The sequence below is a fragment of the Prauserella flavalba genome (assembly GCF_003202235.1).
Classification (GTDB): domain Bacteria; phylum Actinomycetota; class Actinomycetes; order Mycobacteriales; family Pseudonocardiaceae; genus Prauserella_A; species Prauserella_A flavalba.
Genome location: NZ_MASU01000009.1, coordinates 137,952 through 151,745, shown reverse-complemented (window position 1 = coordinate 151,745; position 13,794 = coordinate 137,952). Strand labels below are relative to the sequence as shown.

The 13,794-nt window shown below is 70.6% G+C and carries 10 protein-coding genes; 8 read left to right on the top strand and 2 right to left on the bottom strand.

What is annotated here, in order from left to right; all coding sequences use genetic code 11:
- The first annotated feature begins 1 nt into the window (after position 1).
- The 6 genes from metH to BA062_RS22700 all read left to right on the top strand — a co-directional run bounded on the left by metH (position 2) and on the right by BA062_RS22700 (position 10,379).
- Entirely contained in the window at positions 2 to 3,550 is a 3,549-nt protein-coding gene (gene metH, locus BA062_RS22725) for a methionine synthase (RefSeq protein WP_110339954.1), read from the top strand.
- An 11-nt stretch (positions 3,551 to 3,561) separates the two neighbouring features.
- Positions 3,562 to 5,019 (top strand): adenosylhomocysteinase, encoded by a 1,458-nt coding sequence (ahcY, locus tag BA062_RS22720; protein ID WP_110339952.1) that lies wholly within the window; start codon positions 3,562 to 3,564, stop codon positions 5,017 to 5,019.
- A gap of 89 nt (positions 5,020 to 5,108) precedes the next feature.
- Positions 5,109 to 6,011, top strand: a complete 903-nt coding sequence (locus BA062_RS22715) for a methylenetetrahydrofolate reductase (protein WP_210406964.1) — start codon at positions 5,109 to 5,111, stop codon at positions 6,009 to 6,011.
- A 125-nt stretch (positions 6,012 to 6,136) separates the two neighbouring features.
- The gene (locus BA062_RS22710; protein WP_110339950.1) at positions 6,137 to 8,830 is read left to right on the top strand and encodes a family 78 glycoside hydrolase catalytic domain; all 2,694 of its coding nucleotides are present in this window, start codon (positions 6,137 to 6,139) and stop codon (positions 8,828 to 8,830) included.
- 151 nt (positions 8,831 to 8,981) lie between these two features.
- Positions 8,982 to 9,458 carry an anthrone oxygenase family protein gene (locus BA062_RS22705; RefSeq protein WP_110339948.1) on the top strand — a complete coding sequence of 159 codons (477 nt, stop codon included), beginning with the start codon at positions 8,982 to 8,984 and terminating at the stop codon, positions 9,456 to 9,458.
- 246 nt (positions 9,459 to 9,704) lie between these two features.
- On the top strand, positions 9,705 to 10,379 hold the full coding sequence (locus tag BA062_RS22700) for a CBS domain-containing protein (RefSeq protein WP_110339946.1): 675 nt from the start codon (positions 9,705 to 9,707) through the stop codon (positions 10,377 to 10,379).
- On the opposite strand, the gene BA062_RS22695 is transcribed toward BA062_RS22700, so the two are convergent.
- Positions 10,340 to 10,798, bottom strand: a complete 459-nt coding sequence (locus BA062_RS22695; RefSeq protein WP_110339944.1) for a hypothetical protein — start codon at positions 10,796 to 10,798, stop codon at positions 10,340 to 10,342. The two genes, BA062_RS22700 and BA062_RS22695, sit on opposite strands and share 40 nt — an antisense overlap.
- Before the next feature lie 219 nt (positions 10,799 to 11,017).
- Here BA062_RS22695 and BA062_RS22690 point away from each other — a divergent pair, with 219 nt between their 5' ends.
- Both BA062_RS22690 and BA062_RS22685 read left to right on the top strand, forming a co-directional pair.
- Entirely contained in the window at positions 11,018 to 11,983 is a 966-nt protein-coding gene (locus BA062_RS22690; protein ID WP_110339942.1) for a metallopeptidase, read from the top strand.
- A gap of 325 nt (positions 11,984 to 12,308) precedes the next feature.
- A complete protein-coding gene (locus tag BA062_RS22685; RefSeq protein ID WP_110339940.1) occupies positions 12,309 to 12,701 on the top strand; it encodes an SCO5389 family protein in 393 nt (130 codons plus the stop codon).
- Here BA062_RS22685 and BA062_RS22680 read toward each other — a convergent pair.
- A complete protein-coding gene (locus BA062_RS22680; protein WP_110339938.1) occupies positions 12,698 to 13,717 on the bottom strand; it encodes an LLM class flavin-dependent oxidoreductase in 1,020 nt (339 codons plus the stop codon). The two genes, BA062_RS22685 and BA062_RS22680, sit on opposite strands and share 4 nt — an antisense overlap.
- Between the last annotated feature and the right edge of the window lie 77 nt (positions 13,718 to 13,794).

Here is a 13,794-nt window from a genome sequence, read left to right as displayed (position 1 = left end):
CATGGAGAGTGCGTTCCTCGCCGCGTTGGCGAAGCGGGTGCTGGTCGCCGACGGCGGCATGGGCACCGCGTTGCAGGAGCACGACCTCACGCTGGACGACTTCGCCCAGCTGGAGGGCTGCAACGAGATCCTCAACGAGACCCGGCCCGACGTGGTGAGCTCGGTGTACCGGGGCTTCCTCGAGGCGGGCTCCGACGCGATCGAGACCAACACGTTCGGCACCAACCTCGCCAACCTCGGCGAGTACGGTATCGCCGACCGCATCAGGGAGCTCGCGGAGAAGGGGACCACCCTGGCCCGCACGGCGGCCGACGAGTATTCCACTGTGGACAAACCGCGTTTCGTGCTGGGCTCGGTGGGGCCGGGCACGAAGCTGCCCACGCTCGGGCACGCTCCGTACGCCGCCCTGCGTGACGCCTATGTCGAGAACGTGCTCGGGCTGCTCGACGGCGGCGTCGACGCGGTGCTCGTGGAGACCTCGCAGGATCTGCTGCAGACCAAGGCCGCGATCATCGCGGCCAAGCGGGCGATGTCCCGGGCGGGCAGGCGCGTGCCGATCATCGCGCAGGTGACCGTGGAGACCACGGGCACGATGCTCGTGGGCTCGGAGATCGGCGCCGCGCTCACGGCACTGGAGCCGCTCGGCATCGACCTGATCGGCATGAACTGCGCCACCGGTCCCGCCGAGATGAGCGAGCACCTGCGCGTGCTCGCCCAGCACGCGAGCGTGCCGATCTCGGTGATGCCCAACGCCGGGCTGCCGGAGCTCGGCCCCCACGGCGCGGTGTACCCGCTGCAGCCGGAGGAGCTGGCCGAGGCGCTCACCGGGTTCGTCACCGACTTCGGGGCCCGGCTCGTCGGCGGCTGCTGCGGCACCACCGGCGCGCACATCGGCGCCGTCGCTCGCGCGGTGGCGGACCTGACGCCGGGGCTGCGCACGCCCGAGGTGGTGCCCTCGGTGTCGTCGGTGTACCAGTCCGTGCCGTTCCAGCAGGACGCCTCGATCCTCAACATCGGCGAGCGCACCAACGCCAACGGCTCCAAGGCGTTCCGCGAGGCGATGCTGGAGGAGCGCTACGACGACTGCGTGGAGATCGCCAAGGCGCAGACCCGCGAGGGCGCGCACATGCTCGACCTGTGCGTCGACTACGTCGGCCGGGACGGCACCAGGGACATGCGCGAGCTGGCCTCGCGCCTGGCCACGGCGTCGACGCTGCCGATCATGGTCGACTCCACCGAGGCCGAGGTGGTGCAGGCGGGCCTCGAGCACCTCGGCGGCCGGTGCGCGATCAACTCCGTGAACTACGAGGACGGCGCCGGCGAGGGCAGCCGGTTCCGGCGGGTCATGGAGATGGCGGTGGAGCACGGCGCGACCGTGGTGGTCACGTGCATCGACGAGGAGGGCCAGGCCCGCACCGCGGACTGGAAGCTGCGGGTCGCCGAGCGGGCGATCGAGGACCTGACGGTCAACTGGGGCCTGGAGAAGTCCGCGATCATCATCGACTGCCTCGTGTTCCCGATCACCACCGGGCAGGAGGAGGTCCGCAAGGACGCCGTCGAGACGATCAACGCGATCCGCGAGCTGAAGCGGCGGCACCCGGACGTGCAGACCACACTTGGTCTGTCCAATGTGTCCTTCGGGTTGAACCCGGCGGCGCGGCAGGTGCTGAACTCGGTGTTCCTCAACGAGTGCCGGGAGTCCGGGCTCGACTCGGCGATCGTGAACTCGTCGAAGATCCTGCCGATGACCAAGATCGAGGACGAGCCGAGGCGGGTGGCGCTCGACCTGGTCTACGACCGGCGCTCCGAGGGTTACGACCCGCTGCAGCGGCTCATGGCGCTGTTCGAGGGCAAGACGGCGTCGTCGGGCAGGGCCTCGCGCGCCGAGGAGCTGGCGAAACTGCCGCTGTTCGAGCGCCTGGAGCGGCGCATCGTCGACGGCGAGCGCAACGGGCTCGACGCCGACCTCGAGGCGGCGATGGCGGAGAAGGCCCCGCTGGCGATCATCAACGAGAACCTGCTCGCCGGCATGAAGGTGGTCGGCGACCTGTTCGGTTCCGGGCAGATGCAGCTGCCGTTCGTGCTCCAGTCGGCCGAGGTGATGAAGGCCGCCGTCGCCTACCTCGAACCGCACATGGAGAAAGACGACTCCGGCGGCAAGGGCAGGCTGCTGCTCGCGACCGTCAAAGGGGACGTGCACGACATCGGCAAGAACCTCGTGGACATCATCGTGTCCAACAACGGCTACGACGTGGTGAACATCGGCATCAAGCAGCCGATCAACGCGATTCTGGAGGCCGCGGAGGAGCACAGGGTCGACGCCATCGGCATGTCCGGCCTGCTGGTGAAGTCCACGGTGATCATGAAGGACAACCTGCGGGAGATGAACTCCCGCGGCGTCGCGGCGAAGTACCCCGTACTGCTCGGCGGTGCCGCGCTCACCAGGACGTTCGTGGAGAACGACCTCGACGAGCTGTACGAGGGCGACGTCCGCTACGCCAAGGACGCCTTCGAGGGGCTCAACCTCATGGACCGCCTGATGGCGACCAAGCGAGGCGAGACCCCCGAGGAGGACGCCGCGGACGAGGCGCGAAAGGCCGAGCGGAAGGCCCGGCGTGAGCGGTCGCTGCGCATCGCCGAGAAGCGCAAGGCCGAGCTGGGCGGCGAGCCGTCACTGGACGACACCACACGGTCCGATGTGGACGCCGGCGCGCCTGTTCCGGTCCCGGCCTTCTGGGGTGCCAAGGTCGTCAAGGGCCTCGCCGTCAACGACTACCTCTCGCTGCTCGACGAGCGCGCCACGTTCTTCGGCCAGTGGGGCCTGCGCGGTGCGAGGAAGGGCGAGGGCCCGTCGTACGAGGAGCTGGTGGAGACCGAGGGCAGGCCCCGGCTGCGGGCGTGGATGGACGAGCTGTCCACCGCGGGCATCCTCCAGCACGCGGCACTGGTCTACGGCTACTTTCCGTGCTACTCCGAGGGAAACGACCTCGTGGTGCTGGACAAGGACGAGCCGGACGCGCCGGAACGCCTGCGGTTCACGTTCCCCCGGCAGCGCCGTGACCGGCGGCTCTGCCTCGCCGACTTCTTCCGCTCGCGGGAGCAGGCCGAGGAGACCGGGCAGGTCGACGTGCTGCCGCTGCAGCTGGTGACGATGGGACAGCCGATCGCCGACTACGCCAACGAGCTGTTCGCGAAGAACGCCTACCGGGACTACCTGGAGATCCACGGGCTGGGCGTGCAGCTGACCGAGGCGCTCGCCGAGTACTGGCACCGCAGGATCCGGCAGGAGCTGCTGTTCTCCTCGGGGTCGTCGGTCGCGGCGGAGGATCCGGCCGACGTGCGGGAGTTCTTCAAGCTGGGATACCGTGGCGCCCGGTTCTCGCTCGGCTACGGCGCCTGCCCGGACCTCGAGGACCGGGCCAAGATCGTGGAGCTGCTCGGCGCGGAGCGGATCGGGGTCGAGCTGTCCGAAGAGTTCCAGCTGCATCCCGAGCAGTCCACCGACGCGATCGTCGCCCACCACCCGGAAGCGAAGTACTTCAACACCTAGGAAAGGAACTCATGAACGCGAAGTTGCAGAAGGTCAACGGCCTCGAGTTCGCCGTCGCCGACCTGAAGCTGGCCGAAGCGGGCAGGCACCAGATCCGGCTGGCCGAGCACGAGATGCCGGGCCTGATGGCGACTCGCAGGGAGTACGCGGACTCCAAGCCGCTGAAGGGTGCGCGGGTCGCGGGCTCGCTGCACATGACGGTGCAGACGGCCGTGCTGATCGAGACGCTGAAGGAGCTCGGCGCCGACGTCCGCTGGGTGTCCTGCAACATCTTCTCCACCCAGGACGAGGCGGCCGCCGCGGTCGTGGTGGGGCCGAACGGCACGCCGGAGCAGCCCGAGGGCGTGCCGGTGTTCGCGTGGAAGGGCGAGACGCTGGAGGAGTACTGGTGGTGCACCGACCAGCTCTTCCAGTTCGGTGACCAGGGTCCGAACATGATCCTCGACGACGGCGGTGACGCGACGCTGCTCGTGCACAAGGGTGTCGAGTTCGAGGCGGCGGGCGCCGTGCCAGAGGCCACCGAGGACGACCCGCACGAGTACCGGGTGATCCTGTCCACGCTGAAGGCGTCGCTCGCCGCGGACTCGAAGCGGTTCACCAGGATCGCCGAGGGCATCAAGGGCGTCACCGAGGAGACCACCACCGGCGTGCACCGCCTCTACGAGTTCGCGAAGACCGGTGAGCTGCTGTTCCCGGCGATCAACGTCAACGACTCGGTGACGAAGTCGAAGTTCGACAACAAGTACGGCTGCCGGCACTCCCTCGTGGACGGCATCAACCGCGCCACCGACACGCTCATCGGCGGCAAGGTGGCGGTGGTGTGCGGCTACGGCGATGTCGGCAAGGGCTCGGCGGAGTCGCTGCGCGGGCAGGGTGCGCGCGTGATCATCACCGAGATCGACCCGATCTGCGCGCTGCAGGCCGCGATGGACGGCTTCCAGGTGACCACGCTCGAGGACGTGGTGGAGACGGCCGACATCTTCGTGACCACCACCGGCAACTTCAACATCATCACCGCCGAGCACATGGCGAAGATGAAGCACCAGGCGATCGTCGGCAACATCGGCCACTTCGACAACGAGATCGACATGGCGGGCCTGGAGAAGACTCCGGGCGTCACCAAGGTCGAGATCAAGCCGCAGGTGCACGAGTACCGGTTCCCCGACGGGCACTCGATCATCGTGCTGTCGGAGGGCAGGCTGCTCAACCTCGGCAACGCGACCGGGCACCCGAGCTTCGTGATGTCCAACAGCTTCACCAACCAGGTGATGGCGCAGATCGAGCTGTTCACGAAGCCCGGCGAGTACGGCAAGCAGGTGTACGTGCTGCCGAAGCACCTCGACGAGAAGGTCGCCCGGCTGCATCTCGACGCGCTCGGCGTGAAGCTGACCAAGCTCACCAAGGAGCAGGCGGCCTACATCGGCGTGGACGTGGAGGGCCCCTACAAGCCGGACCACTACCGCTACTGAGCCCAGCTGCCGGCCCCCAAGGCCACCTTTGTTGCGTTGAACGCAACAAAGGTGGCCTTGGGGGCAGATCCAGACAACGGAGGTGCCTCGTGCGAAGGGTTGCCGACCGGCTGAACAACGCGCACCGCCCCACGTTCTCGGTGGAGTTCTTCCCGCCGAGGGACGAGGCCGACGAGGCGGTGCTGTGGCGGGCGATCCGGGAGCTGGAGCCGCTCGACCCGGCCTACATGTCGATCACCTACGGCGCGGGCGGGTCGAGCCGCGACGGCACCATCCGCAACATCGCCAGGGTGGCCACCGACACCACGCTCGTGCCGATGGCCCACCTGACCGCCGTGAACCACTCGGTCGCCGAGCTGCGCAACGTGATCGGGCACTTCGCGGCGGTGGGCGTGCACAACATCCTGGCGCTGCGCGGCGACCCGCCCGGCGACCCGATGGGGGAGTGGGTGCCGCACCCGCAGGGCCTGCACTACGCGGAGGAGCTGGTGCGGCTCATCCGGGAGCTCGGTGACTTCTGCGTCGGTGTCTCGGCGTTCCCGTACGGGCACCCGCGTTCCGCCGACCTGGACACCGACACCCACTACCTCGTCCGGAAGCTGCGCGCGGGGGCCGATTTCGCCATCGCGCAGCTGTTCTTCGAGGCCGAGGACTTCCTGCGGCTGCGCGACCGCGTCGCCGCCGCCGGATGCGACGCGCTGATGCTGCCCGGCATCATGCCGCTGACCACGCCGCGCACCCTGCGCAAGACGATCGAGCTCTCGGGCGCGACCCCGCCCTCCTGGCTCGTCGACCGGCTCGCCCCGCTGGAGGACGACCCGAAGGCGTTCCGCGCGGAGGGCCTCGACGTGGTCACCGAGCTGTGCTCGCGACTGCTCGCCGAGGGCGTTCCCGAGCTGCACTTCTACACGTTCAACCGCTCGAAGGCCACCCGTGAGCTGGTCGAGCGGCTCGGTCTGCGCTCGCCCGCGCCGCCGCTCGCACTCACCTGAGCCGGTGGCGGCTGCTCAACGGCGAGCGGCTGCCACCTCCCGACCGTGCCTTGACGTCTCCCGCCCAGCGCGCATAACGTCTGAAAGCGATTTCGCGCTGAAACGTTTCAAGGAGGAGGCGTTCGTTGAGGCATCGATATCTCCGGCGCGGTACGGCGGTGCTCGCCGTGGTGGCGGGACTGGTGACCGCCGGACCCGCCGTCGTGGCGAGTACGGCGGCGCCCCGCGGTCACGCTCCCGGCGCACCCGTCGACCTGACCGTGGGGGACCGCGACCGTCCCCTCAACGTGGAAGGCGCCCCGCTGTTCGGCTGGCGGCCCGTCGACCGCGACCCCGGTGAGCTCCAGACCGCCTACCAGATCGTCGTCCGCCAGGACGGCAAGCCGGTGTGGGACAGCGGCCGCGTCGCCTCCGGCAGCCAGGAGTACGTGGCCTACGCGGGTCCCGCACTCGCTCCCGCCACCGGCTACACGTGGACCGTCCGCACCTGGGACCGCACCGGCCAGCCCTCGCCGTGGGCCCGGCAGGCGGCGTTCGACACCGGCCTGGACGACGGCGACTGGCGGGCGAGCTGGATCCGCCGCACCACCGCCGAGGCGGACGACTACACGCTCGCGCGCAAGGAGTTCACCCTCGGCCGCTCGCCCGTCGTGCGCGCTCGCGCCTACATCGCCGCGAGCCACCAGTACGCCCTGCACGTCAACGGCACGGTCGTCGACAAGGGCGGCACGTTCGCCTACCCCGACGCCGGCTACTACCGCGCCGTCGACGTCACCAGGCAGCTGCGCGCGGGCGGCACCGCCGTCGTCGGCGTGCAGTACCACTGGTACGGCCGGGGCCAGGGGCGTCCGGCGGGCGAGCCGGGCCTGCTGCTGCGCCTGGAGGTCGACCACGCCGACGGCACCACGCGGACCGTGGTCACCGACGGCAGCTGGCAGGTCACCCGCGGCCCGTGGCTGCCGGCGCCGAAGCGCAACGGCGACGGCGGCGACTACGTCGAGGAGTTCGACGCCACCGCCGAGCCGCGCGGCTGGGACCGGCCCGGCTTCGACGCCTCCGCGTGGCAGACGCCCCAGGTGCTCGGCACCCACCCCGCGGGGGTGTTCACGTCGCTGCGGGCGCAGGAGACCGATCTGCAGTTCGAGACCGTCGAGCCGGTGAGCGTCACCCGCCTGGACTCGGGCACGCTCGTGGCCGATTTCGGCAAGGTCATCCCCGCCGCGCCCGTCGTCCGCTTCCGCGACGGCGAGCAGGGCAGGCACGTCGCCATGCACGCGGGCTACGTGCTCAACCCCGACGGCACGGTCTCGCGCGACAGCGACGACAACCAGAACACCAACCTCGCCTACGGCCACACGCAGCGTGACGGCGACCAGACGTTCCGCTCGTTCACGTACCTGGGTTTCCGTTACCTCGAGGTGGAAGACCCCTCCGCCGAGATCAGCGCCGTCGTGCAGCACACGGCCGTCGACGACGGCCGGCGGGCGTGGCTGCGCACCTCCGACCCCGGTGTGGACGCGGCGTTCGACCTGATGCGGCGCTCGGCCCTCTACGGCTCGCAGGAGCAGTTCCTCGACACCCCGACCAGGGAGAAGGGGCAGTTCCTCGGCGACACGGCCGACATCTCGCTGGCCACGATGTCCGGGTACGGCGAGCGCACGCTCACCCGGCAGGCGATCCGGCAGTTCATCGAGTCGCAGGCGCGGTACTGGCCCGACGGCAGACTCAACGCCGTCTACCCGAACGGCGACGGCAAGCGCGACATCCCCGACTACACCGAGATGTTCCCCGGCTGGATCTGGGACTACTACGTGCGCACCGGCGACCGGGGCGTGCTGGCCGAGGCCTACCCCGTGATGCGCGCGGTGGCCGACTACGTGCGCCGGTACATCGACCCGGCGACCGGCCTGGTCACGCGGCTCGAAGGCGGCTCGGGCGAGTACCGGTACGGCATCATCGACTGGCCCGCGACCATGCGCTACGGCCACGACATGAGCACCGCGGCGAGGACCGTGATCAACGTGCTCGGCGTCGACGTGCTCAACGCGACGGCCCGCGCGGCGGAGGAGCTCGGCGAGTCCGGCGAGGGCCTGCGTGCCGACGCGGCGGCCCTCACCGGGGCGATCAACGCCACGCTGCGCCGCGGCGACGGCCTCTACCACGACGGCCTGCGCGGCGACGGCTCGGCGAGCACGCACGCCTCGCAGATCGCGAACGCCTACGCGCTGGCGTTCGGCGTCGTCCCGGAGGAGGACCGGGCGGCGGTGAGCGAGTACGTGGCGAGCCTCGGGATGCGCATGGGGCCGATGACGGCGCACCGGTTGCTGCAGGCGCTCGCGGGCAGGCCGGACGACGTCGTCGAGCGGCTGACCGACGCCGAATCGCCGGGCTGGGCGAACATCCTCGCGCGCGGCGGCACGTTCACCTGGGAATCGTGGGACGCGCCGGAGACGGGGCAGAGCCATTCCCACCCGTGGGGTGCGACGTCGCTGGTGGAGATCCAGCGGACGATCCTCGGCGTGACGCCGACGGCGCCCGCGGGCTCCGAGGTCGCCATCCGGCCGCCGAAGTCCGGTGTGGACAGTGCGGCCGGTGAGGTGCCCGTGCAGCGCGGCATGGTCGGCGTCGACTGGCGGCGCGTCGGCGACGGCGTGTCACTGACGGTGGACCTGCCGGTCAACGTGGTCGCGGAGGTGCACGTACCCGCCGGCGGCAAGGACGACGTGCGCGTCCACGGCCAGGCCCGCTTCGTCGAGCGGCGGGACGGCTACGCCGTCTACGAGGTCGGCTCCGGCAAGGTCACCTTCTTCTCGGCGTGACGCTCCCCAAGGGCACTTCGGTCGCGGTCAACGCGACTGAAGTGCCCTTGGTGCGTTCGCCGGGGGCGTTCTTCGCCGCCGAGACGGGGGCGTATGCGCGCGAGCGTCTCGGCGATGGGCTCACCGCCGCCGTCCCGGGTTGACTGGGTGCATGACTGACGGACCGCTTGTCGCACTGACGCTGCTCGCCGTGCTCGGCACCGGGCTCGTCGCGGGCGTCTTCTTCGCCTTCTCGTCGTTCGTGATGCGGGCACTCGCGTCGCTGCCGCCCGCGCAGGGCGCCGCGGCGATGCAGTCGGTGAACCGGACCGTGCTCAATCCGGTGTTCCTGGGGGTGTTCGCCGGTACCGCGCTACTGTCGGTGGCACTCGTGGTTCTGTCCATCGTGCGCGGCGGCGGGGCCTGGCTGCTCGCCGGTGCCGTTTCTTACCTCGCCGGTACGTTCATTCTCACGCGCATGGTGCACGTTCCCCGCAACGACGCGCTGATGCGCGTGGCCGCGGACAGCGCCGAGGGAGCCGAGTTCTGGACCGGCTACGTTCCCGCGTGGACCCGGTGGAACCACGTCAGAATGCTCGCCTCGCTCACGTCCTGTGCATTCTTCGTCATCGCCTTGGTGAATAGCTGAATTCCCGGATATAGCTTTCGCTGGACCATTGCGGTGAACCCGTTTCCTGAGCCCGCCGGTTGTTGCGGTCTGTGACAATGCGGTGCGAGACTGCAGGACAGGGCTTGGCAGGAACTGCTCCGTCCGGGTGCCCGGTCGGCAGCGGGAATCGCTGGGGGGACGCAGGGCCGTAAGGCCCTAGCGTGGCCCGGGGAGACCCAAGACGGTGGAGTCGGCCAAGGCCTCAGGGCCAGTGAGGAGTCGGCCATGTACCAGACCACGGTGGGTGCTGTGATGACCCGCGATGTCATCGCGGTCGGGCCGGACGCCGACTTCAAGACGATCGTGGAGCTTCTGCTCAGCCACGACATCGGGGCCCTTCCCGTCGTGAGCGAGGACGGCCTGCTCCTCGGTGTGGTCTCGGAGAACGACCTGGTGCTCAAGCACGAGCAGCTCGCGGAGGCGGACGGCCAGCCGCCCTCGCTCGCCCGCAGGCGCGCCCGGCAGCGGTGGCAGCGGTCGTGGGCGACGCGGGCACTCGACCTGATGATCACGCCCGTGTACTCGCTGGACGTCCGCGACTCGCTCGGCGCGGCCGCGCGCGAGTTCGGCCGGACGGGGGTACGCAGGCTGTACGTGCTCGAGGACGGTGGGCTCGCGGGCGTCATCACGCGCGGCGACCTGCTGAAGGCGTTCGTCAGGGACGACGAGCACATCCGGGGGGAGATCCGGAACGAGGTGTTCGGTCGCGCGCTGGCGATGGACGACGGCGCCGTGGACGTGCGCGTCGACCGGGGTGTGGTGACGATGTCCGGCAAGGTGGAACGCCGCAGCGACGGCGAACTCGCGCAGCGGCTCGCCGAGCACGTGCTCGGCGTGGTGCACGTGCACAACCTGCTGGACTACCGCATCGACGAGGCGCCGGGGCTCGCCCCGCGCTGAGGCCGTGCCGGCGCGGCCGACGCGTCGCGCTGCGCCGGGATGGGCGCCGTGTCCGTGAACCGGTGCCCGGACAGCCTGGCGATGCGGACCAGGATCCCGTTGTCGAACGCGTAGCGCAGCGCGAGGACGTGAGGGAGGCGAGGGCGGTCGTGGTGACCGAGCGGGCGGGCGAGACCGACACCGGTGATGGTCCACGAGGAACGCTCGCCGCCGAAGGAGATCGTCACGGGTCTGCCCGTCGCGGCGCGCGTGAGCGACGGGTCGGTACCGGTGGGCACCAGCACGTCGCCACCCTCCCGCACGAAGCAGGCCACTGGCCGGGGCCGCCCGCCGTCGATCGCGATCATGGCGGTGTGGCTGTGGTCATGAGAACACACGAGCGCGAGGCAGTCGGAGTGTGTCAGCTCGAGCGTGTCCACGTCCGCTCCTTCGGCGTTGCCGGATTGCCGAAACGGCGGTCGCACCGGCGATCGCCCGGCCTGCTCGCGGTTCGCGCGGAAAACCCCCGGCAGAGGCTTCACCGCAGCGCCCGCGGGCTTCACAATTCCTTAGTACGCCAGGCGAAAAAATTCGTCCAGGGTTCGAGTCCGATTCGGAACACGGTGCGCGACAACGGGTGACAAACGCGGAGGTGGCAGATGACGATCACGGAGAGCCGCAGTGGTGTGTTGCCGGTTCGCACCGAGTTCACGTTCGCCTGGCGCGGCTACGACCGCGAGCGGGTCAAGAGTTATGTGCGGGCGGTGGAAGAGGAAATCCGGTTGCTGACGGCGGATCGCGACTCCGCGGCCGACACCGCCGAGAGACTCGCCGTCGAGCTGGACGCGGTCCGCGGTGAGAACGATGCGCTGCGCGCGCGGCTCGAGCGGGTCAGCCGCAGCCCCATCGAAACGGACGGGCTCTCGGAACGCCTGCTGCGCATGGTGGATCTCGCGCACGAGGAAGCCGGCGAGATCGTCGAGAACGCGCGCACGATCGCCGAACAGAGCTGGGCCGCCGCGCACGAGGCCGCCGAGCGGCTGCGGTCGCGCTACGACCGGATGCTCGCCGAGCTGGACGAGCGCCGCGCGCAGATGGAGACCGAGCACCGCGAGCTGATGGCCAGGGCGCAGGCCGATGCCGAGGCAATGACGAAGCAGGCGGAACGGCGGCGCCGCGAGCTCGACGAGCAGGCGGCGCGCAGGCGGCAGGAGGCCGAGCGCGAGTTCACCGCCGCGATGGCCGGGCGGCGGGAGGAGACCGTGCGGCTCATCGAGGAACGGGAGACGGCGGCGAAGGCGAAGGCCGAACGGCTGCTCGCCGACGCGACCGCGAGGGCCCGCGAAAGCGAGGAGCTGCGCCGCCGGATCGCGGCCGAGCTGCGGACGGCCCGTCAGGTGCTGACGGAGGCGATCCCGTTCACGGAGCCGCTGGAGGGGGAGGACGAGGCGCTGCGGGCGGCGGCGCCGGTTCCGGCTTCGGCGGTTCAGGCCGCGGAGCCGGTTCCGGCGTCAGAGCCGGGTCCGCCACTACGGCCCTCGCCCACACCGAGGCCCCCCGCGGACCTGCCCGCGCAGCGCGATGGCGCACCGGCGCCGCTGATCCAGCCGGTCCGACTGCGGTGAAGGCCACCTTCACTGCGTTGAACGCAGGCATGGTGGCCTTCACTGCGGTGGCGGTGGGCAGCGCCTCCGCTTGGGTGGTGGGGGGAGACGGGCGGGCGCAGGCATGGTGGCCTTCACTGCGGTGGCGGTGGGCGGGCGCCCGCATGCACCCGTGACCGACCGCACCCAAGGCCACCTTTGGTGCGTTGAGCGCAACAAAGGTGGCCTTGGGGAGCGCTCCTCCTTCCCGGTGGTCGCGGGGCGGTTCTCTTGCAAACGATGATCATCACCAGTAGCACTGATAGGTGCTGGTTACCCGACCGCCGACGAGGCTGGAGGCCGACACATGTCGCTGAACGTGCCCACCGAGCTGCTGGACCGCGCCGAACGAGGCGAGGTGAACGACGCCGAGTTCGTCGCCTGCGTGCGTGAGTCGCTGCCCTACGCGTGGCAGGTAGTCTCGGGCGTGGTCGCCGACCTGGAGACGGGCCAGGAGCCCTTCGCCGACAACACCACGCCGCCGCCGAGCGAGGCCGAGCGCGGCCAGCTGCTGCGCGCGCTGGCCTCCGACGCGATCCGCGGCGGGCTGGAGCGGCATTTCGGCGTCAAGCTCGCGTTCCAGAACTGCCACCGGGTCGCGGCGTTCCGCACCGCGGCGGTGGACAGCGACACCTACCGCGAGTTCATCTCCGTGCGCGGCCAGCTGCTCAACCAGAGCCCCGAGCTGCGCGACTGCTAAGCGACCGGGCCGCTCCCGCGCAGCGCGGGCAGCACCTCCGTGCCGAGGCGCGCGATGGTGCCCAGCGTGCGCTCGCGGGAGCCGCAGCCCTCCACCATGAGGATCACGTGCTCGATGCCGGTGCGCTCTGCGCTCGCGCGCAGCCGCGCGACACAGTCTGCGGGGCTGCCCACCGGGTGCAGCGAGCACAGCAGGTCCGTGTAGGCGTCCGGGTCCCGGGGCGCCCTCGGCCGGTCGTCCACCGGGACGTAGCCGGCGAGTCCCTCGGCGAGCCAGCCCGGCATCGCCTCCTTCAGCTCCCGTTCCGCTCGCGCCCGGTCGTCGGCGACGTGACACAGCATCGCCGAGACGTGCCGCACCCCGGCCGGGTCGCGGCCCGCGTCGGCCGCCGCCTTCTCGTAGCAGGCCACGAGCCCGGCCTTCTCGTCGTCGCCGATGTGCATGCCCAGCAGCATCGGCAGCCCGCGTGCCGCGGCGAGTTCGACCGTCGGCCGGGACGTGCAGGCGATCGTCACCGGCGGGCGGCCCCCGGGCCTCGGCACCATCGGCACCTCCCGGAACGCGAAGTGCTCGCCCGCCGCGCTCACCCGCTCCTCGGTGAGCGCGCGCAGCAGGAGGTCCAGGCCCTCTTCGAAGCCGTGTTCGTAGCGGCCGAGCCCGGTTCCGAAGACCTCCAGGTCCACCCACGGCCCGCCGCGGCCGACCCCGAGGTGGAAGCGGCCGCCCGACAGCCGGTCCAGCAACGTGACCTGCTCGGCCAGCGCCAGCGGGTGTGTCGTGGAGAGCACGCTCACAGCGGTGCCGAGCGTGATGCGGCTGGTCGCGCCGAGCGCGTGGGCGGCGAACGTCACGGCTGAGGGGCATACGCCGTAGGACATGAAGTGGTGCTCGGCGATCCACGCGTCGTCGAAACCGGCCACCTCGGCCGCGCGGACCGCCTCCGCCGCACGGAGCAGTGCCTCCGCGTCGTCCTGTCCTGGGAACCGGCCCGCCAGGAGGAAAATCCCGAACCTCACCGCGCCGACGTTACCGATGGTCCGAATTGGACGGCGCCCGGCGTGGGCGATCCGCCTGCGGTGGCGACTGAGCAGTT